The sequence below is a fragment of the Achromobacter sp. UMC71 genome, assembly GCF_014170305.1.
Classification (GTDB): domain Bacteria; phylum Pseudomonadota; class Gammaproteobacteria; order Burkholderiales; family Burkholderiaceae_B; genus Achromobacter.
The window spans coordinates 59,571-77,781 of record NZ_LZZT01000045.1 but is presented as its reverse complement, the minus strand read 5'-3'; the positions used below and the strand labels follow the sequence as shown (position 1 = coordinate 77,781).

22 protein-coding genes are annotated in these 18,211 nt (G+C 63.4%); 11 read left to right on the top strand and 11 right to left on the bottom strand.

All coding sequences use genetic code 11. The features are described from left to right. Positions 1–70 precede the first annotated feature (70 nt). From A9974_RS21365 to pdxK, 8 genes are all read left to right on the top strand, one after another. Positions 71–553 carry an RES family NAD+ phosphorylase gene (locus tag A9974_RS21365; protein ID WP_183006179.1) on the top strand — a complete coding sequence of 161 codons (483 nt, stop codon included), beginning with the start codon at positions 71–73 and terminating at the stop codon, positions 551–553. A 284-nt stretch (positions 554–837) separates the two neighbouring features. Beyond that, entirely contained in the window at positions 838–1,293 is a 456-nt protein-coding gene (locus A9974_RS21360; RefSeq protein WP_183006178.1) for a hypothetical protein, read from the top strand. Between the two features lie 129 nt (positions 1,294–1,422). Then, on the top strand, positions 1,423–1,725 hold the full coding sequence (locus A9974_RS21355; protein WP_183006177.1) for a hypothetical protein: 303 nt from the start codon (positions 1,423–1,425) through the stop codon (positions 1,723–1,725). Positions 1,726–1,743: 18 nt separating this feature from the next. After that, entirely contained in the window at positions 1,744–1,992 is a 249-nt protein-coding gene (locus A9974_RS21350; RefSeq protein ID WP_183006176.1) for a hypothetical protein, read from the top strand. 155 nt (positions 1,993–2,147) lie between these two features. Further along, complete coding sequence (locus tag A9974_RS21345) at positions 2,148–3,374, top strand: hypothetical protein (protein ID WP_183006175.1); 1,227 nt, start codon at positions 2,148–2,150, stop codon at positions 3,372–3,374. Continuing rightward, positions 3,355–3,597 (top strand): hypothetical protein, encoded by a 243-nt coding sequence (locus A9974_RS21340; RefSeq protein WP_183006174.1) that lies wholly within the window; start codon positions 3,355–3,357, stop codon positions 3,595–3,597. Before A9974_RS21345 ends, A9974_RS21340 begins: the two co-directional genes overlap by 20 nt. Before the next feature lie 175 nt (positions 3,598–3,772). Next, positions 3,773–4,045, top strand: a complete 273-nt coding sequence (locus tag A9974_RS21335) for a hypothetical protein (protein WP_183006173.1) — start codon at positions 3,773–3,775, stop codon at positions 4,043–4,045. 217 nt (positions 4,046–4,262) lie between these two features. Next, positions 4,263–5,126 carry a pyridoxine/pyridoxal/pyridoxamine kinase gene (gene pdxK / locus A9974_RS21330; protein WP_183006172.1) on the top strand — a complete coding sequence of 288 codons (864 nt, stop codon included), beginning with the start codon at positions 4,263–4,265 and terminating at the stop codon, positions 5,124–5,126. Between the two features lie 151 nt (positions 5,127–5,277). On the opposite strand, the gene cynS is transcribed toward pdxK, so the two are convergent. From cynS to A9974_RS21300, 6 genes are all read right to left on the bottom strand, one after another. After that, positions 5,278–5,721 carry a cyanase gene (gene cynS, locus A9974_RS21325; RefSeq protein WP_183006381.1) on the bottom strand — a complete coding sequence of 148 codons (444 nt, stop codon included), beginning with the start codon at positions 5,719–5,721 and terminating at the stop codon, positions 5,278–5,280. 10 nt (positions 5,722–5,731) lie between these two features. Then, complete coding sequence (locus A9974_RS21320) at positions 5,732–6,526, bottom strand: ABC transporter ATP-binding protein (protein ID WP_183006171.1); 795 nt, start codon at positions 6,524–6,526, stop codon at positions 5,732–5,734. A gap of 5 nt (positions 6,527–6,531) precedes the next feature. Then, positions 6,532–7,374 (bottom strand): nitrate ABC transporter permease, encoded by an 843-nt coding sequence (ntrB, locus tag A9974_RS21315; RefSeq protein ID WP_183006170.1) that lies wholly within the window; start codon positions 7,372–7,374, stop codon positions 6,532–6,534. After that, positions 7,374–8,753, bottom strand: coding sequence for a CmpA/NrtA family ABC transporter substrate-binding protein (locus A9974_RS21310; RefSeq protein ID WP_183006169.1), 1,380 nt, complete (start codon positions 8,751–8,753; stop codon positions 7,374–7,376). The genes ntrB and A9974_RS21310 overlap by 1 nt, the downstream gene beginning before the upstream one ends. A 132-nt stretch (positions 8,754–8,885) precedes the next feature. Beyond that, complete coding sequence (locus A9974_RS21305; RefSeq protein ID WP_183006168.1) at positions 8,886–9,524, bottom strand: response regulator transcription factor; 639 nt, start codon at positions 9,522–9,524, stop codon at positions 8,886–8,888. 10 nt (positions 9,525–9,534) lie between these two features. Beyond that, a complete protein-coding gene (locus tag A9974_RS21300; RefSeq protein WP_183006167.1) occupies positions 9,535–10,677 on the bottom strand; it encodes a PAS domain-containing sensor histidine kinase in 1,143 nt (380 codons plus the stop codon). Positions 10,678–10,873: 196 nt separating this feature from the next. Between A9974_RS21300 and A9974_RS21295 the strand changes: the two genes are divergently transcribed. After that, complete coding sequence (locus A9974_RS21295) at positions 10,874–11,797, top strand: ABC transporter ATP-binding protein (protein ID WP_183006166.1); 924 nt, start codon at positions 10,874–10,876, stop codon at positions 11,795–11,797. Then, complete coding sequence (locus A9974_RS21290; RefSeq protein WP_183006165.1) at positions 11,794–12,555, top strand: ABC transporter permease; 762 nt, start codon at positions 11,794–11,796, stop codon at positions 12,553–12,555. The genes A9974_RS21295 and A9974_RS21290 overlap by 4 nt, the downstream gene beginning before the upstream one ends. An 83-nt stretch (positions 12,556–12,638) precedes the next feature. On the opposite strand, the gene A9974_RS21285 is transcribed toward A9974_RS21290, so the two are convergent. The 4 genes from A9974_RS21285 to A9974_RS21270 form a co-directional block, all read right to left on the bottom strand. Further along, entirely contained in the window at positions 12,639–13,334 is a 696-nt protein-coding gene (locus A9974_RS21285; protein ID WP_183006164.1) for a glutathione S-transferase family protein, read from the bottom strand. Positions 13,335–13,416: 82 nt separating this feature from the next. Further along, complete coding sequence (locus A9974_RS21280; RefSeq protein WP_183006163.1) at positions 13,417–13,821, bottom strand: DUF4168 domain-containing protein; 405 nt, start codon at positions 13,819–13,821, stop codon at positions 13,417–13,419. A gap of 262 nt (positions 13,822–14,083) precedes the next feature. Beyond that, entirely contained in the window at positions 14,084–15,265 is a 1,182-nt protein-coding gene (locus tag A9974_RS21275) for an acetyl-CoA C-acyltransferase (protein WP_183006162.1), read from the bottom strand. A gap of 60 nt (positions 15,266–15,325) precedes the next feature. After that, positions 15,326–15,988, bottom strand: coding sequence for a 4'-phosphopantetheinyl transferase (locus A9974_RS21270; RefSeq protein ID WP_183006161.1), 663 nt, complete (start codon positions 15,986–15,988; stop codon positions 15,326–15,328). Between the two features lie 310 nt (positions 15,989–16,298). On the opposite strand from A9974_RS21270, the gene A9974_RS21265 reads away from it, so the two are divergent. Further along, positions 16,299–16,859 carry a LuxR C-terminal-related transcriptional regulator gene (locus tag A9974_RS21265; RefSeq protein ID WP_183006160.1) on the top strand — a complete coding sequence of 187 codons (561 nt, stop codon included), beginning with the start codon at positions 16,299–16,301 and terminating at the stop codon, positions 16,857–16,859. Positions 16,860–16,878: 19 nt separating this feature from the next. On the opposite strand, the gene A9974_RS21260 is transcribed toward A9974_RS21265, so the two are convergent. Beyond that, positions 16,879–18,195: a TRAP transporter large permease gene (locus A9974_RS21260; RefSeq protein ID WP_183006159.1), complete on the bottom strand. Its 1,317-nt coding sequence runs from the start codon at positions 18,193–18,195 to the stop codon at positions 16,879–16,881. Between the last annotated feature and the right edge of the window lie 16 nt (positions 18,196–18,211).

The window sequence follows — 18,211 nt, the reverse complement described above, 5'->3', positions numbered from 1 at the left end:
GTTTGGCGCTTGATCGACAAAGGACTTGGCCCATGACGTTGCCCCGGCGTGCTATCGAAGGACTCGGCCCATGACGCCGCTTTGGCGCTTGAGCAACAGCCAGGACCTGCTGCCGCGGGCCCGCCCGGCGGGCCGCTGGCATGGCGCCGGCGCCGCGGTGGTGGTGCTGGACGCCTCCCCGGCGGCCGCGGTGTTCGCGCGGCTGGCCCAGGCCGAGGTGGCGCATCCGCGCGCCTTGCCGCGCAACTACTTCCTGCTGGAAGTGCAGGTGCCGCCGCAATCGGTGGCCGACCCGCGCCCGCCCGCCGCCTGGCAGACCGACCTGCAGGCCTCGCGCGCTTTCGGCAACGCCTGGCTGGAGCGGGCCGACACATTGATCCTGCAAGTGCCGTCGGCGGCCGGCGGCTTTCAGTACCTGCTCAACGCCGACCACCCCCAGCTGGCGCAATGCCAGATCGTGTCGTCGCTGGCATACCCGTTCGCGCCCCACCTGGCGGGCATCGACGGCGCGGTGCTGGACGGGGCGGGGTGGCTGGCGTCGGCGCGGGACTGAGCGGGCGCAGGTGGGCGCGCGGCGTCCCGGCCGCGGTACCTGACCACGAGCTGGCCGGGCGTGATATTCGCTGCGGCCCTCGCTAGCGTGCTGTCCACGCCGGATTTCTTTGAGTCTGATTTCTGTCCGATCAGCCTCAATATGTTCAGAAATTAGAATTTTCCAATGCTCTGTCCGATTCGGACTGCGTAGCGTAGGCGAGCTGCAATTTCCAGATCGGTGCTTTTGGCTTTGTCGATAGTCCGCGGGGTATAGGCGGGTTGCGTGTCTGGCTGCTGAGTGGGTTGGAACAGATGATCCGGCCGAATCCTAAAGCCTATATGGCTAGCGGTGGGATCGATTTGGCCGTGAAAGGAGCGGGGACGGTTGTGCCAAATGGAGCTGTTATTTTCAATGAAATAGGCGAGTATCTGAAAATATATATGCAAATTAAAATAAACAATGCTATTGATTTTTGCTATCGCCTATTTATCAAGGAGGGCAATATATCCCCTGTCTATAGATATCCAATATTGATACTTGGGGTGGCCTTTATTTTTCTCGATTTCGAGATTTGGGACACCGGTTGGGTGTGTTACTTGGGATTTGTTTTTGCGCTGATTGGTGGGTATTCTGCAAGGGCGGCACAGTTAGGTATTCGCCCTTTCGAGCGGGCGCCCTATCCACGCGGATGGTTAAGGGGCAGAAGAATAGAACAGCGAAATGGGGAGGGTGAAGAAAAAAATAGGATCCAAAAATAAGGTGTCAGGCTGCGTTTTCCGCCTGAAATAAACATGGTGTCAGACTACGTTCTTGGCCTGAATGGATCGAATTGAAAACGTAGTCTGGCACCTTATTTTTCGGAGTGTGCCGCAGCATTGGTGCCAAATATGACTCCCCTCGGGCATTTTCAACAGGCGTTCAATGCAGCGGATAACGCTGCTTGGGTGTCTAGTTGGGCGGGGCGGGTAGCTGCTAGTGCAACTACTGCAGGAAATGCTCCCATGGCTGGGGCAGCGACCGCGGTGGGAGCTGCAAGTAGTTTATTTGAGCAAATGGTGAGACCAAATTGGAAAAAATCACTGTTTGATTCAAATATTGATTTTGCGGTAAGTGTAGGTACAGGTAGCTATCCTGCGTTGGCTCCCGTGTTCACGGAACTGGGAGAGCTTGTAAAAAAACAACGAAATTAAAAATAAATACAAAACTGAATGAAATTGACATTTGGAATCGTAATTCGCGATGGAAATATAAAGCGCTGGATTAGAAACGTCCTGGCATTAACAGGGTCGGCGTTGATATTGATTGGGTTAAAGTATGATATTTATCTTATGGCCTTGCTTGGCGCCGTTGTTGGGGCGATTGGTATGTATGCATCTCAAGCTGCTGCGGTTGGCGTGAAGCCCTTTGAAAGTTGGCAATCAAAAAGAAATAGGGAAGACGATGGGAATTGCAAGTGAAATGCTGAAATAAAAAAATAGAGTGTAAAGATAAAGTGTCAGACTACGTTTTTGGCCCGGAGAGGTCACTTTGAAAGCGTAGTCTGACACCTTATTTTGTTTCGAGCGGCAGTGAATCCGGGACCACTCGGGCCGCGGTTTCTGAGGGTACGATCGTGGTGCGCTCGGATAGGGATACCGGGCGGGATAGCATCGCTGGGCTGAGTCGGGACACTGCTGGGGCGAACGGCAGCATCGGTAAAATCTTTGATAAGGACAAGCTGCGCGAGCAGCTAGAAATGCAACAGGCCTTTGGGCAACTCGGCATGCAGATCGCGGGCGATGTGTCGAAGCGGCTGGCCGAAAAAGATGCAAATGTTTGGGGAGAAGGGAAACCCGGCAGAATCGCACTTCATGCTGTCATTTCAGGTCTAGGGGCGGCGATGGGCGGAGGCAACGTTGCAGGTGCCATCGGCGGAACTATAGCGGGTGACGTTGCAACGTCATTGGTACAGACTCAAATAGAGAAAGCCGTTGCGGGGTTGCCTCCCAATATTCGTGATCAGGTGGCGAACGTAATTGCGAATGTCGTTGCTGGTGGCGCTGTCGGCGGGGCGAGCGGCGCGAGTGGTGCGTTGTTCGCAGATATGTACAACCGGCAGTTACACCCGGAAGAAAAGGCTCTCGCGACAAAGGTCGCGGAAGCAATGCAGGCACAAGGGAAAGAAATTTCTGCTGATTATATTGAAGCTCAAATGCGACAAATGGGGGTCGTAATTGATGGTGTCTCGTATCCAGGCGTTCCTGATGTGCAAATTGGAGGTGTGAATCAGACTGATGCTGGTGCGACTTGGTCTAATGAGCCGGGGTCTGTAGTTTTCGTTCAAAACACGACAAAAGCGGATGCTGCGGTACAAGCGTTAATTCTGGATATTATAAATAACAGCTCGGTACCTAACTTGGTACATTATCTGCCGGCACCCGTTTTTCGTGATACCAGCCCTCGGATGGGTTACGTGCCGCGCAGCGATATTGTTGGTAGATATTGTGTGACTGCGGAGTGTGCCGCAGCATTGGTACCAAATATGACTCCCCTCGGGCATTTTCAACAGGTGGTCAATGCAGCGGATAACGCTGCTTGGGTGTCTAGTTGGGCAGGCAGGGTTGCGGCGAGTGCAACGGTAGCGGGGAATGCCCCAGTTGTCGCAGTTGCCACTTCGCTAAGTGCTGCTGCTAGTCTCTTTGAACAGATGGTGCGGCCAAACCCGAAGAAATCTGGTAACGACGCGTTTGTCGACTTTACTTCAGCAGCAGCCTCTAATCGATATCCATATCCGGCGCCGGTGTTTACGGAGATGGGTGGGTTTGTGAAAGGAATGAACAGTGGATTTCCATTCAAATAAAAAAAAGAATATTTTCATAAAAAATGGAAATATACGCTCATCTGTTCAGTTTTTGCTTATAGGAATAGGTGGAGGGATTTCGTATCTTGGTTCGGAAATTTCCTCCTATTGGGTGGGGGTGATCGGCATTTGTGTTGGGGCGGTTGGTGGGTATGCTGGCTTGGCTGGATCAGTTGGGGTGAAACCCTTTAAGGATGAATCGGATTTTAATGGTGATAATTAAAATAAGATGTCAGACTCTGAGGTTTCCCCACGAATTCTCAGGGAAATCCATTTCAAATCAGGGGTTTGTGATGATGGGCGGAGTCAAGCGATTCGCCGCTGGATGATCAGAGTGTGCATGGCGCCAGTCCTATACCCTGCGTCAGGCGACCAAACCGTTTGAAGGAAGACAGGCCATGCGCGCAGTCGGAGTATTGCAGAAACTGTTCCACGATTCGGTCCCCAGCTTGCACCTGAGTCGGCTCAAGGCCTTGATGAGCGCGGTGCGCAGTGCGATGACAACGCGCCGGCTGACGCTGAGCGGACGGGCGCGCGGTTTACCGGCCGGCCAGGCAATCCGGCATCGGATCAAGCGCGTGGACCGGCTACTGGGCAATGCTCATCTGCGTAGCGAACGCCCCATGTTCTATCAACTGCTTGTACTGAGACAGTATTCACCTGACAGGTGACCCCATTGGGGCGTGGTCATATGACCCCAAGCTCGGACGCTGCAATCTACGCCAGAGCCCGCTTGATATAAACCATGGCCTCCTGGCACAAGCAACGGCATCGCCCGTCCACCTTCCTGCTTACTGAACCTATAACCTGGCCCCGACAGGCCTAGAATATCGTTCACGTCGGCGCTTTCGCCGGCTGACGATCCCGTTTCCGTCAGGAGCCCGCCGTATGACCGCCATTTCCGCTGCCCCGACCGCTGGCGCAGCGCTGCCCGCCGTAACCGCGCGGGTGGACGTCATTTCCATTCAATCCCAGGTTGTCTACGGCTACGTCGGCAACAACGCCGCCATGCCGGTGTTCCGCCGGGCCGGCCTGCGGGCCATCGCGGTGCCCACGGTCATCCTGAGCAACACGCCGCACTATCCCACCCTGCATGGCGGCGCGGTGCCGCTGGACTGGTTTGACGGCCTGCTCAAGGGGCTGGACGAACGCGGTGTGACCCAGGTGGCGCGCGCTGTGGTCTGCGGCTACCTGGGCCAGCCTGGGCAGGCTGACCTGCTGGCCGCGTGGTTGCCGGCGCTGCGAGCCGCCCGGCCGGACCTGCGGGTGCATATCGACCCGGTCATGGGCGACCGCAATGACGGTCTGTACGTGGATTCCGGACTGGTCGCGCAGTACCGCAAGCAGCTGGTGCCGCATGCCGACGGCATGACGCCCAACCATTTCGAGCTGGAACTGATGGTGGGCCGGCCGCTGTCGTCCATTGACGAGGTGGTGATGGCCGCGCGCGAGTTGATCGCCGAGGGGCCGCAATGGATAGTGGTGACCAGCGCCGCGCCGATGGCAGCCGCGCCGGGCACGTTGCAATTGGCCGTGGTGACGCGGGACGAGAGCACGGTGCTGACCCACCCCGAAATCGCGATCCCGCCGTCGGTGCACGGCACCGGCGACGTGTTCATGGCGGCCATCACCGCCCGGATGCTGGCGGGCGATGCACTGGCAGACGCCGCGCGGGCAGCCACGGACGCGGTGACCGACGCGCTGACGCGCACCCGCGAACTAGGCTGGGAAGAACTGGCGATTGAAGGCTGACGCCCGCCGTCCTGGTGGCCTGTGGACGCCAGGCATCCTTGCCCGCGGGCGGCACAGAGCCCCAGCCGCCAGCAAAGGCCGCCGGTCCTTGCCGTCAGCGCAAACCCCCGCCTGTCTGGACGCGGGGCCGCGCCATGCGGCCCCGTCCCGCTCAGTACGTCTTGTACGGCAGGAACTTGCCGCTCATCACGATCTGCACCCGGTCGCCCTTCGGGTCGGCTTCGCGGCTCAGGTCCATCTTGAAGTCGATGGCGCTCATGATGCCGTCCCCGAACTCTTCATTGATCAGCGCCTTGAACGTGGTGCCGTAGACGCTGATCAGCTCGTAGAAGCGGTAGATCAGCGGATCGGTCGGCACCGACGTCGGCAGGGAGCCCTTGTAGGGCACCACTTGCAACTGCACCACGGCGTCGGCGGGCAGGTCCAGCACGCGGGCCGCGGCCAGCGCCTGGTCTTCGGTCAGCGTCATCTGGCCCAGCAGCGCGGCGGTGGTCCATTCCTTGCTCTGGCCGACCGCCTCGGCGATGGCGGCCCAGGACAGCTTCTTTTCCAGCCGGCGGGTGACGATCAGTTCGGTGACTTCGGCGCGGGACATCATGGGGGGTTCACTCCTTATGGGAAGCCTTGTCGACCAGGAAGTCGACGAGATGGTTGCGGATTTCGTAATAGCGCGGTTCGTGGTGCAGGCTGGCGCGGGTGCGGCCGCGTGGCAGGTCCACGTTGACGGACTCGGCGATGCGGGCGTAGGGGCCGGCGCTCATCAGCAGGATGCGGTCCGACAGCAAAATGGCTTCGTCCACATCGTGCGTGATCATGAAAACGGTCTGGCGGGTGTCCTGGACGATGGCGCGCAATTCGTCCTGGATGGTGCCGCGGGTCAGTGCATCCAGCGCGCCGAAGGGCTCGTCCAGCAGCAGCATCCGGGGCTGGATGGCAAAGGCCCGGGCGATGCCCACGCGCTGCTTCATGCCGCCCGATAGTTCGCAGGGTTTCTTGTCGGCGGCATGCGCCAGGCCCACCATGTCCAGGTAGCGCAGGCTGTGTTCCCGCACCTGGGCGCGGGTATGGGCCGGCCAGCGGGAACGCACGCCGAATTCGACGTTCTGTAGCGCGGTCAGCCAGGGCAGCAGGGCGTGCGCCTGGAACACCACGCCGCGCGCCAGCGAGGGGCCGGCAATCTCGCGCCCGTCCATGATGACCACGCCTTCGCTGGCCTCGTCGATGCCGGCCAGGATGTTCAGGATGGTGGTCTTGCCGCAGCCCGAATGGCCGATCACGCAGACGAACTGGCCCTGTTCGATGCCGAAGTCGATGTGCTCGAACACCGGCGCCGTGGGCTGGCCATTGCGCCCCGGGTAGCGCTTGCCCAGCGACTGCACTTGCAGAAAAGGTTGGCTCATGGCGTTCATTCCCGATAGCTGACCAGCCGAGCGGCGCGCGCCAGCAGGTTGTCCAGCAGCATGCCGATCAGGCCGATGAACAGGATGGCGCAGATGATGTTGGCAATCGACAGGTTGTTCCATTCGTTCCACACGAAGTAGCCGATGCCGGTGCCGCCGATCAGCATCTCGGCCGCCACGATCACCAGCCAGGCGATGCCGACCGAGATGCGCATGCCGGTCATGATGGTGGGCGCGGCAGCCGGCAGGATCACCTGCAGCGCGGTGCGTAGCCGCGGCACCTCCAGCGTGCGCGCCACGTTCAGCCAGTCTTGCCGCACCGCGCCCACGCCGAACGCCGTGTTCACCAGCATCGGCCACAGCGAGCAGATGAAGATCACGAAAATGGCCGACGTGTCGGCGTCCTTGATGGTGTAGAGCGCCAGCGGCATCCAGGCCAGCGGCGAGATCGGCTTGAGCACCTGGATGAACGGATCGAACGCGCGGTACACGGTCTTGGACATGCCGATCAGGAACCCCAGCGGAATGGCCACCAGCGCTGCCAGCAAGAAGCCGGTCAGCACCCGCGCCACCGAGTACGCCAGTTGCACGCCGATGCCCTTGTCGTTTGGCCCCCGGTCGTAGAACGGGTCCTGCAGGTGCTGCCACAGCTTGGCGCCGACCTCGGCCGGGCCGGGAAAGGGCGTCTTCGACCCGCTGGCCGCGGCGTTGCCGACCAGCGCGGCATAGGCTGGGTCCACCGTGGCCGTCCCCGCGGCGGGGCGGGTGGCGGCATGCCACAGCAGCAGGAAGGCCAGGAACAGGATGACGGACAGGAAGGTGGCCCGCCCTGGTTGCGCAGCCCGCATCAGGTCCTCCGGATCTTGAAGCTGGTCAGGTAGGCCTCGGGCTGGCTGGCGTCGAACGGCTTGCCCATCACGCTGAACGTCTTGCGGGTCTCGGCCGGCGGGGTCAGGCCAGCCTCGCGCATCAGGCGCAGGGCGTCGGTCGCCAGGAACACGTCATTGGCGACCTTCTGGTAGTCCACGTCGCCCTTGATCTGGCCCCAGCGCTTCATTTGCGTCAGGATCCACACGGCAAACGAGTCCCACGGCATCGGGTCGAAATCGATGCGGGCGGGGTCGCTCAGTACCTTGCCCAGGCCGTCGGCATAGGTGCCGGTCAGCACCTGTTCCACCACGGTGACGGGCTGGTTCAGGTAGTTGGGCGCGGCGATGGCGGTGGCGATTTCCTTGCGGTTGGCGGGGTTGCGGGCGTAGGCGGTGGCTTCGATGATGGCCTTGAGCAGCGCCTGGTAGGTGTTGGGCTGGGTGGTCACGAATTCCCGGCTGGCGGAAAACGCGCAGCACGGGTGGCCGTCCCAGATCGCCTTGGACAGGGTGTGGATGAAACCCACGCCGTCGTACACCGCGCGCTGGTTGACCGGGTCCGGCGCCAGGAAGCCGTCGATGTTATCGGCCCGCAGGTTCGCCACCATCTCGGGCGGCGGCACCGAACGGATCTGCACGTCGGCATCGGGGTCCAGCCCGTGTTCGGCCAGGTAGTAGCGCAACAGGTAGTTGTGCATGGAATAGTCGAAGGGCACGGCGAACTTGAAGCCCTTCCAGTCCTTCGGGTCGCGCCGGTCCTTGTGCTTCATGGACAGCGTGATGGCCTGGCCGTTGATGTTCTCCACGGCCGGCATCGTCCACGGCACGGCGCGGCTCGCGCCGACCCCCAGCGAGATGGCCAGCGGCATCGGCGATAACATGTGGGCGGCGTCGTATTCGCCGGACATGGCCTTGTCGCGGATCAGCGCCCAGCCGGCCGTCTTCACCACTTCCACGTCCAGCCCCTGCTTGCCGTAAAAGCCCATGGGATGCGCCATGATGATGGGCGTGGCGCAGGTGATGGGGATGAAGCCCACCTTCAGCTTCTGCTTTTCCAGCGGGCCGCTCGACTGCGCAAAGGCCTCTTTGGCGGCCGCCAGCGGGAACAGGGACGCGATGGCCGCCATGGCCGTGCCGCTGCCCACCGCGCGCAGAAAGCGCCGGCGCAGCGCATCCTGCGGGAACAGGGCACGCATCACCGCGTTTTCGACGGCGTTGTCCGCCGCGCTGTCCAGCGCCGGGTGGCCAGGACCCGGGCCACGGTCAGCGGCGCGGTCGTGCTCGGCTTGCGACGCATGGCGGCCGCAGCCGCAGGCCAGGCGGCTGCCGGGATCGAACGGATTGCTGAACAGGGACATGAGAGCCTCCGGGGTTTGGAATGCCCCCATCTTGGGGCCGCCCGCAAGAGGCCGGTATCGCCGGTTCAACCATATGCGTGTAGTGCGCCTACTACACGGTGCGCGCCTCGCGCCAAGGCGGTGCGTGGCGGTCTACAAGGCACCCAGCTGGTGCGTGTTGGCGTAGGCCACCAGCTCGACCAGCGTGCGCACTCCCAGCTTTTCGAAGATGCGGGCGCGGTAGGTCGAAATGGTGTTCACCGACAGCGCCAGCTGCTCGCCGATGGCCGATACCGATTTGCCGGCCACCAGCAGTTGCAGCACCTGGAATTCGCGGTTGGACAGCAGTTCGTGCGGCGGCCGGGCGCTGTCCTGGCGCACGGTCTGCGCCAGCAGTTCGGCCACCGCGGGGGTGACGTACATCCTGCCGGCGGCGGCGTTGGCCAGCGCGGCCAGCAGTTCGTCGGGGTCGCAGCCCTTGTTCAGGTAGGCATGGGCGCCGGCCCGCAGCGCGCGCACCGCGAACTGGGATTCGGGATATACCGACAGCATCACCACGCCCAGCTCGGGGTACTCGGCGCGCACGGTCTTGAGCACGTCCAGGCCGTCGCGCTCGCCCAGCGCCACGTCCAGCACCATGGCGTCATAGGGCTGCTGGCGCAGCGCCCGCAGGGCGGCGGGGGCGTCGGCCGCCTCGTCCACCCGGCCCACCCGGGTGTCTTCCTGCAGGATGCGGGCCAGGCCGCGGCGGATGATCAGGTGGTCGTCGACGATCAGCAGATTCAAGGCCATGACGGTATCCTCAGGCGGCCGGCGGGTTCAGGCGCAGGCGGGCGCGCATGCCGGCGCCGGGCGCGCTGTCCAGCGTGAGGTCGCCGCCGATGGCGCGGGCGCGTTCGCGCATCCCCAGGATGCCGAACGTCTGCCGCGTTTCGGGCAGCGGCATGCCAACGCCGTCGTCTTCCACCGCCAGCAGCAGGCCGCCGTCGCGCCAGATGGCGCTGACGCTGACGCTGCGCGCCCGCGCATGGCGCTGCACGTTGGTCAGGAGTTCTTGCACGATGCGGTAGACGGCGATTTCCGCTTGCGGGCCCAGCCGCTGGCGCTCGGTGTCGGGCGGGCACAGGTAGCGGCATTGCAGGCCGGTGCGCGCCTGCAGGTCCTGCAGCAGGGTTTCCAGCGCGGCCCACAGGCCCAGGTGATCCAGCACCACCGGGCGCAGGTCGTTCAGGATGCGGCGGGTGGCATCCATGGCCGTCTGCGTCAGGTCCAGCATGCGGTCCAGGTGGGTTTGCAGCGCGGGTTGCGCGGCCAACTGGCGGCGCAGCCAGTTCAGGTCCAGCTGCAGGGCCGTGAATGACGCGCCCAGGTCGTCGTGGATGTTGCGGGCGATGTGGGCGCGTTCCTGTTCGCGCAGGGTGCTCAGGTGGGCCGACAGGCTGCGCAGCGAGTCATGCGCGGCGCTGAGCGCCGCCGTGCGTTCGGCCACCCTCGCCTCCAGCTGCGCCTGGGTGTTGTGCAGCTCGCGCTCGATGCGCTTGCGCGCCGTGATGTCCGAAAAGGTGACGACCGCGCCCACCACTTCCTGCTCGTTGCGGATGGGGTACGAGGCGTATTCGGCGTCAAAGCACGAGCCGTCGCGGCGCCACAGCACCTCGTCGTCCACCCGCTCGCCCCGGCCGTCCCGAAACGCCCTGAAGATGCGGCAGTCGTGCACCGGCATCAGCTCGCGGTTGGCGTGGGAATGGTGGATCAGGTAGTGCATGTTGCGGCCCATGATCTCGTCGGCGGCATAGCCCAGCATCCGGGCGCCCGCGCCGTTGATGAAAATGCAGCGGCCGCGCAGGTCGATGCCGTAGATGCCTTCCCCGGCGGACTCCAGCAGCATTTCCAGCTGGCGCCGCCAGGCCGCGTGGTGGGAAAGATGTTTCAGATCTGCGAACATATTCAGCCTTCCGGCGGGCCGCCGTGGCCCGATTCCCCTGGTCCGGGCCGTTTTTGGCCCTGTTTTGTGTGCAGTGCAGTGTAAGACAGGCCGGGCCGTTTATCGCGCTTATCAAACACACCGTTCCGCCAGACCGAACAAGCCCCCCGGGCCGGACAGGTAAAATCCCGGGTTGTCCACCACGCTGGGAGCCAGAGTGCAGCCAGTCATTTCAGTTCAAGGCTTATCCAAACGGTACGCCTCGGGATTCCAGGCGCTCAAGAGCGTCGACCTGGAAATCCAGCGCGGCGAGATCTTCGCGCTGCTCGGGCCCAATGGCGCGGGGAAAACCACGCTTATCAGCATCATCTGTGGCATCGTCAACCCCAGCGGCGGCCGGGTGCTGGCCGACGGCCACGACATCGTGTCGCAGTTCCGCGCGGCCCGTGCCGCCATCGGGCTGGTGCCGCAGGAAATCTCCACCGACGCCTTCGAAAGCGTCTGGAACACAGTCACCTTCAGCCGCGGCCTGTTCGGCAAGCCGGCCAATCCCGCGTACATCGAAAAGGTGCTGCGCGACCTGTCGCTGTGGGACAAGAAAGACAGCCGCATCATGGCGTTGTCCGGCGGCATGAAGCGCCGCGTCATGATCGCCAAGGCGTTGTCGCACGAGCCCAAGATCCTGTTCCTGGACGAGCCCACCGCCGGCGTCGACGTCGAATTGCGGCGCGGCATGTGGGAAATGGTGCGGCGCCTGCGCGAAAGCGGCGTGACCATCATCCTGACCACCCACTACATCGAAGAAGCCCAGGAAATGGCCGACCGCATCGGCGTGATCCGCAAGGGCGAGATCATTCTGGTCGAGGAAAAGAACGAGCTCATGGCCAAGCTGGGCAAGCGCCGCCTGACGCTGACCCTGAAGGCGCCGCTGCCGGGTATCCCCACGGCGCTGGACGCCTTCCAGCTGGACCTGTCCGACAACGGCCACAAGCTGGTCTACACCTACGACAACCACGGTGGCGGCGAGATCTCGGCCTTGCTGCGCTATCTGAACGAACTGGACATCGAATTCACCGACCTCAATTCCTCGGAAAGCTCGCTCGAGGAAATTTTCGTCAGCCTGGTGAGCGCCCAATCATGAATTTCTACGCAATCCGCGCCATCTATCTGTTCGAAATGGCCCGCGCCTGGCGCACGCTGATGCAAAGCGTGCTGTCGCCGGTGATCTCCACGTCGCTGTATTTCGTGGTGTTCGGCTCGGCCATCGGCTCGCACATGGTCGATATCGACGGCGTCAGCTACGGCGCCTACATCGTGCCCGGCATGATCATGCTGTCGCTGCTGACGCAAAGCATCGCCAACGCCTCGTTCGGCATCTACATGCCGCGCTTTTCCGGCACCATCTACGAAATCCACTCCGCGCCCATTTCCTACGTGGAAATCGTCACCGGCTACGTGGGGGCGGCGGCCAGCAAGTCCATCATCCTGGGCCTGATCATGCTGGCCACGGCCCGGCTGTTCGTGTCGTTCGAGGTCGTGCATCCGTTCTGGATGCTGGGCTTTTTGGTGCTCACGGCGGTCACCTTCAGCCTATTCGGTTTCATCATCGGCATCTGGGCCGACGGTTTCGAGAAATTGCAGATCATCCCGCTCATGATCATCACGCCGCTGACCTTCCTGGGCGGCACCTTCTATTCCATCAAGATGCTGCCGCCGTTCTGGCAGACTGCCACGCTGTTCAACCCGGTGGTCTACCTGGTCAGCGGCTTTCGCTGGGCGTTCTATGGCGTGTCCGACGTCAGCGTCGGCGTCAGCGTCGGCATGACGCTGGTGTTCCTGGCGGTGTGCCTGATCGCGGTGCGCTGGATCTTCAAGACCGGCTATCGCCTGAAGACCTGACCGGGCAGGGCGCGCGTTCACGGCCGTGAACGCGTGTCCGGGCTGAGCATGCAACGGGCGCCGTCAAGGCGCCCGTTGTTTTTTCAGCCGGCCGTCGGCGCGCGGCGCGCCAGGCCGCCGTGGGCATCGAGCATGCGCTCGCGCCAGGCATGCACGGCGTCGTCGTCCGCCAGCAGTGCCAGCGCGCTGGTGCAGCGCGCCCACATGAACATCCCGAACACGGCATAGTCCGCATAGGCCGGCTGCGCGCCCGCCAGGAACGGCTGCCTGGCCAGCATGTGGCGCAAGGGCAGCAGCGCGGCGCGCAGCCGCTCGATCTGCTCGGCGTAGCCCGCCGGCAGGTCTTCCAGCGGGCCGAAGCGCTTTTCGCGGCTGGTGCGGAAATAGTCCTTGTCCTCGTCGCGGATCAGGCCGTGGATATCCGGCAGCAGCAGCCGGGCCAGCACCGGTACCAGCGTGGTGTCGGCCCAGCCATTGATGAACAGGCTGAGCGCGCGGCCGGTGTCGCCGCCGAACAGCGAGGGCCGTTCGGGAAAGGTATCTTCCAGGTAGCAGGCGATCTGCCACGAGTCGCTGACCACGGCATCGCCGTGCAGCAGCACCGGCACCAGCTTCTGGCCGGAGAACGCGATGGTCTCTTTCTCGGTGAAGCCCCAAGGCACGGTGCGGGCCGTCAGGCCCTTGTGCGCCAGCGCCATGTGGATCTTCCAGCAATGCGGGGAAAAGCGCAGCGCCGGGTCGGCGCCGGCCAGGTCATAGAGAGTAAGGTCCGGGGTCAAAGCGGGGCTCCTGGGCGATCCTGGAATCGGTCCAGGGCCTGTTCACACTAGAAGGCCCTAGGATAACCCCAAGCGCCGGCCGTTATTGCACGGCCGCGCCGGCCTTGCCCATGCTCATCAGACGCTGCTTGAGCTGCGGGTCCTGCTGCACCGCGCGGCCGATGCCGTTGAACTCTTCAACGGACAGGCCGTCGGCCTGCACCAGCTTGACCATCTTGGCGTCGGCTTCCTCGACGATCTTCTGCTTGGCCGCGTCGCTCTTGGCGGCATCGACCTTGGGACGGTATTCGTCCACCACGCCCGATACCTTCTGCGACGCCGAGGCGAAACGCTGCAGTTGCTGATCGGACGGCTGGATAGCCGGGGGCGCGGCCTGCGTCTGCGGCGGGCTTTGGGTGGCCGGGGCGTTTTGCGCCAGGGCGGGGGCACCGGACAATGCGGCTACCGCGAGGACGGCCGATAGGATTGCGGTCTTGGAACGCTGCATGAAACCTCCGTGTTCCGGGTGAATGTCCGTTCATCATGACCATCCACCCCGGAGGGTTCAAGTTTCGCAATGTGTTTTCCTGTGTCGGCAGACCACGATACGGATACGGCCGCAAGGGGCGCGGTCCCGGGAGCGCGGCGGAAACGTTTGCGTGCAACTCTGTGACATTGAGAGATCATCGCCGGGGTCCGGTTGCCGGCCCCGGCGCGTCAACACCTTGGATTCCAAGGCGTTGACGCCACCGAGCCTTAAAGCCCGAGCCTTACAGCAATTCCAGCGCGACCGCGGTGGCTTCGCCGCCGCCGATGCACAGCGTGGCCACGCCGCGCTTGCCGTTGGTGGCCTTCAGGGCGCCCAGCAGCGACACCATGATGCGCGCGCCAGAGGCGCCGATGGGGTGGCCCACGGCGCACGCGCCGCCGTGGATGTTGACCTTGTCGCGCGGAATGTTGTGTTCCTTCATGGCCGCCATCGTGACCGCGGCGAAGGCCTCGTTGATCTCGAACAGGTCGACGTCGGCCGTCTTCCAGCCCACCTTGTCGTACAGCTTCTTGATGGCGCCCACGGGGGCCGTGGTGAACCATTCCGGCTCTTGCGCAAAGCTGGCGTGGCCGACGATCTTGGCGATCGGCTTGCAACCCAGCTTCTTGGCGGTGGATTCGCGCATCAGGATCATCGCGGCCGCGCCGTCGGCGTTGCCCGACGAGGACGCCGCGGTGATGGTGCCGTTGGCCGCGAACGCGGGCTTGAGCGTGGGAATCTTTTCCACGTTCAGCTTCTGCGGGCGCTCGTCGCGGTCAATCACCGTATCGCCCTTCTTGGACTTGATGACAACCGGCACGGTTTCCCATTTCAGCGTCCCGTCCTTGGCGGCGGCCTGGGCGCGCGACACGGACTCCACCGCGAAGGTGTCCTGCTCTTCGCGCGTGAAGCCGTACTTGGCGGCGCAGTCTTCGCCGAACGTGCCCATGGCGCGGCCGACCTGGTACGCGTCTTCCAGGCCGTCCAGCATCATGTGGTCGTACACCTTGTCGTGGCCGAAGCGGTAGCCGCCGCGCGCCTTCATCAACAGATACGGCGCATTGGTCATGGATTCCATGCCGCCGGCCACCACCACGCCATGGGTGTCGGCGACGATGGCGTCGTGCGCCAGCATGGCGGCCTGCATGCCCGAGCCGCACACCTTGGACACCGTGATGGCGCCCACCGAGCTGGGGATACCCGCCTTGATGGACGCCTGCCGCGCGGGCGCCTGGCCCTGGCCGGCCTGCAGCACGTTGCCCATCAGCACCGCGTCGATCTGGTCGGGCTTGAGGCCCGCGCGCTCGATGGCGGCGCTGATGGCGGTGGCGCCCAATTCGTTGGCGGACAGGGTGGAAAACTCGCCCTGGAACGCGGCGAGCGGGGTGCGCACGGCACTGACGATAACGATGGGATCAGTCATGGGAACTCTCCTGTTTACAAGGAACAACCGTGAAAGGGTGTGCTGCAAGAAAGGGGGGCTTCATTGAGCAAGCTCCAAGGCAGTATAGACATGCCCGTGCGTGCTGCGATAGCCGCAATGGAACACATGGCCCGGCCCGAATTCCGGCGTGGCCGCGCGCAGCAGGCGCATCTCCAGGCGCTGGCGGGACGGATCGATGCGGGTCACGGCGACATCGGTGAAGTCGAACTCGACCCGCGTCAGCGGGTGCATGCATTTGTAGAACGCTTCCTTGGCGGAAAAGAGCAGGGTGACGAACTGCGCGCGGGTCAGCGCGCCGGTATCGACGTCATGTTCCTCGGGCCGCATGCAGACCGATTCGATCGCCTCGGCTTCGCGCTCGGTGGCGATGGCTTCGATGTCGATGCCCAGCGCGCGCACGTGCTGCCGGCGCGCCACCGCCACGGCCACCAGCACGCGGCTGTGGCTGATCGAACCGATGTATCCGTCGGGCCACAGCGGCGCGCGGTCCGCCGCCACGCCCACCTGCGTGGCGGACGAGCCTGCTTGGGCCAGCAGCGCGGCGGCCAGTTCGCGGCCTGCCTGGAACTCCGCCTGCCGGCGCGCGTGCGGCGGCAAGCCGCCCGGCGCGGACAGGCCGGGCGTGATGCGCAGCACGCGCTGGACGATCGCGGGCGACAAGAGGAACGGGGCCTGCGGCAACGCCGCCTGGTCGACGCTCATGGGCGGGTGCCGCGCCAGGGTGGAGCGGGTTCGCAAGGGGTCGGAACGAGCATGGAATAGTTGAAACCTGAAACAGTGTTCGAGGGGGGCGGAAAGCCGCCGCGCAAGGTTATGAAAGAGTAGGGTTTTCGAGCCCCCGATGCACGCGAAAATTCTGATGCAAATCGACCGGAAAAGCCCATTCCTGGCGGCTATTGCTTCTTATACACTGGCTCCTCGAAGCCCGCACAACAAGATGCGGGCCGCCAAAAAAAGCGCCGCGGATTCCGCTGCGCAACGGCAAATCCGGCACGCTATCCGGGGAGACAATATGAGTGACTTTCACCTGACATTGCTCGCCTTCAAGGAATCCCCCGCGCCGCAAGTCGTATGCAGCGCGCGCAAGATCTCGGAATGCAATCACGCCTTCGCGAATCTGTTTGGTTACTCGCGCAAGGAATTGGTGGGCAAATCGATTCTTCAACTTTATCCTTCCCAATCCGACTTTCACCAGATCGGACAACGTTGTCTCAAGCACCTGGAAAACAACTGCTACTACGAAGACGAGCGCTTCATGCAGCACCGCAGCCGCGAGGTTTTCTGGGCACGCGCGCGCGGCATCACGCTCACGCCCGAAGACCCCTTCGAGCTGATGATCTGGAGCTTCGAGCGCATCGCCGAAAACGGCCTGCGCACGGCGCACCTGACGCGCCGCGAACGCGAGATCTCGGCCTATGTGGCCAACGGCCTGAGCTGTAAGGAAATCGCCGTGCGGCTGGACATCTCGTACCGCACGGTCGAAGTCCACCGCGCGCGCATCATGCGCAAGCTGGACGCCAAGAACACCGCTGACCTGGTGTCCAAGATCGTCCTGGTCGAAAACCTCTCCTGACGCGCGCGGGTACCTGGCGCTATTTTCCCAGCATCATCTCCGGCAGGATCGTGACGATGCTGGGAAAGGTGAACAGGATCAACGTCGTGACCACCTCCATGATGACGAACCACCAGGCGCCATGAAAGATCTGTGTGAGCGGCGTCTGGCGGTCGATGCCCGCGATGACGAACACATTCAGCCCGACTGGCGGCGTGATCAGGCCGATCTCGCACATCTTCACGGCGAGAATCCCGAACCAGATGGGGTCGAACCCCAGCGACACCACCGTGGGAAACATGATCGGCAGCGTGATGACCAGCATCGAGAAGGCATCCAGGAACATGCCTAGCGGGAAATAGGCCAGCAGCATCAGGCCCACCACCAGCAGGGGCGGAATGTCCGACGAGACGATCGCTTCGGCGATCTGCTGCGGCACCTGCACAAGGCTCAGGAACAGGCTGAAGATGCCCGCGCCCAGCATGGTGAACAGGATCATCACTGTGGTGGTGACGGCGTTGCGCAGGCTCTCGTACAGCTTGCTACGCAGCTCGGTGCGCGCCTGGCGCGCGAACAGCAGCATGATGAAGGCCGCGAACGCGCCCACGGCGGCCGCCTCGGTGGCGGTGACAAAGCCCAGGTAGATGCCGCCCAGCACAATGGCGAACAGCACCAGCACCTGCCAGCCGTTGGTGATGGACAGAACGCGTTCGCGCCACGGGCTCTTGGGCAGGACCGACGCGGCCATGCTTGGCGACGCGCTGATGACGCGGATGCCGATGATGAAGATCAGGGTCGACAGCAGACCGGGCAGCACGCCCGCCACCAGCATCTTGCCCGCCGATACCTCGGTCAGCGCGGCATAGAAGATCAGCAGCACGCTGGGGGGAATCAGCACGCCCAGCACGCCGCCGGCGGCGACAGCGCCGGCCGACAGGCGCGGATCGTAGCCGGCGCGCTTCATCTCGGGAATGGCCACGGCCCCGACCGTCGCGGCGGTCGCAACACTGGAGCCGGACGTGGCGGCAAAGCCCGCGCAGGTCAGCACGCTGGCCATGGCCAGCCCGCCGGGCAGGTGGCCGACCCATTTGCGGGCCACCTCGAACAGCCGCTGCCCGACCCCGGCATGGTGCGCGAACGCGCCCATCAGGATAAAGAGCGGAATGACGGTCAGCAGGTAGGACGCGGACTGGGCGTAGGAATAGGACTTGAGCCGGTTCAGGACAAAGGTGGCGTCCTCGACCATGATCAGCCCCACGATGCCCGACAGGGCCAGCGCGGCGAACACCGGCGCGCCCAGCAACAGCAGTACGAAAATCAGGCCGGTGGCAATCAACGTAACGGTAACGGCGTCCATGGATGGGGTTCCGGGT

What these genes read in the sequence shown, in the direction of transcription:
- A9974_RS21365 (WP_183006179.1), top strand. Translation starts at nt 71, where the DNA reads ATGACGCCGCTTTGGCGCTTGAGCAACAGCCAGGACCTGCTGCCGCGG.
- A9974_RS21355 (WP_183006177.1), top strand. Translation starts at nt 1,423, where the DNA reads ATGACTCCCCTCGGGCATTTTCAACAGGCGTTCAATGCAGCGGATAAC.
- A9974_RS21350 (WP_183006176.1), top strand. Translation starts at nt 1,744, where the DNA reads ATGAAATTGACATTTGGAATCGTAATTCGCGATGGAAATATAAAGCGC.
- A9974_RS21335 (WP_183006173.1), top strand. Translation starts at nt 3,773, where the DNA reads ATGCGCGCAGTCGGAGTATTGCAGAAACTGTTCCACGATTCGGTCCCC.
- pdxK (WP_183006172.1), top strand. Translation starts at nt 4,263, where the DNA reads ATGACCGCCATTTCCGCTGCCCCGACCGCTGGCGCAGCGCTGCCCGCC.
- cynS (WP_183006381.1), bottom strand. Translation starts at nt 5,721, where the DNA reads ATGTCCCGCGCCGAAGTCACCGAACTGATCGTCACCCGCCGGCTGGAA.
- A9974_RS21320 (WP_183006171.1), bottom strand. Translation starts at nt 6,526, where the DNA reads ATGAGCCAACCTTTTCTGCAAGTGCAGTCGCTGGGCAAGCGCTACCCG.
- ntrB (WP_183006170.1), bottom strand. Translation starts at nt 7,374, where the DNA reads ATGCGGGCTGCGCAACCAGGGCGGGCCACCTTCCTGTCCGTCATCCTG.
- A9974_RS21310 (WP_183006169.1), bottom strand. Translation starts at nt 8,753, where the DNA reads ATGTCCCTGTTCAGCAATCCGTTCGATCCCGGCAGCCGCCTGGCCTGC.
- A9974_RS21305 (WP_183006168.1), bottom strand. Translation starts at nt 9,524, where the DNA reads ATGGCCTTGAATCTGCTGATCGTCGACGACCACCTGATCATCCGCCGC.
- A9974_RS21300 (WP_183006167.1), bottom strand. Translation starts at nt 10,677, where the DNA reads ATGTTCGCAGATCTGAAACATCTTTCCCACCACGCGGCCTGGCGGCGC.
- A9974_RS21290 (WP_183006165.1), top strand. Translation starts at nt 11,794, where the DNA reads ATGAATTTCTACGCAATCCGCGCCATCTATCTGTTCGAAATGGCCCGC.
- A9974_RS21280 (WP_183006163.1), bottom strand. Translation starts at nt 13,821, where the DNA reads ATGCAGCGTTCCAAGACCGCAATCCTATCGGCCGTCCTCGCGGTAGCC.
- A9974_RS21275 (WP_183006162.1), bottom strand. Translation starts at nt 15,265, where the DNA reads ATGACTGATCCCATCGTTATCGTCAGTGCCGTGCGCACCCCGCTCGCC.
- A9974_RS21270 (WP_183006161.1), bottom strand. Translation starts at nt 15,988, where the DNA reads ATGAGCGTCGACCAGGCGGCGTTGCCGCAGGCCCCGTTCCTCTTGTCG.
- A9974_RS21265 (WP_183006160.1), top strand. Translation starts at nt 16,299, where the DNA reads ATGAGTGACTTTCACCTGACATTGCTCGCCTTCAAGGAATCCCCCGCG.
- A9974_RS21260 (WP_183006159.1), bottom strand. Translation starts at nt 18,195, where the DNA reads ATGGACGCCGTTACCGTTACGTTGATTGCCACCGGCCTGATTTTCGTA.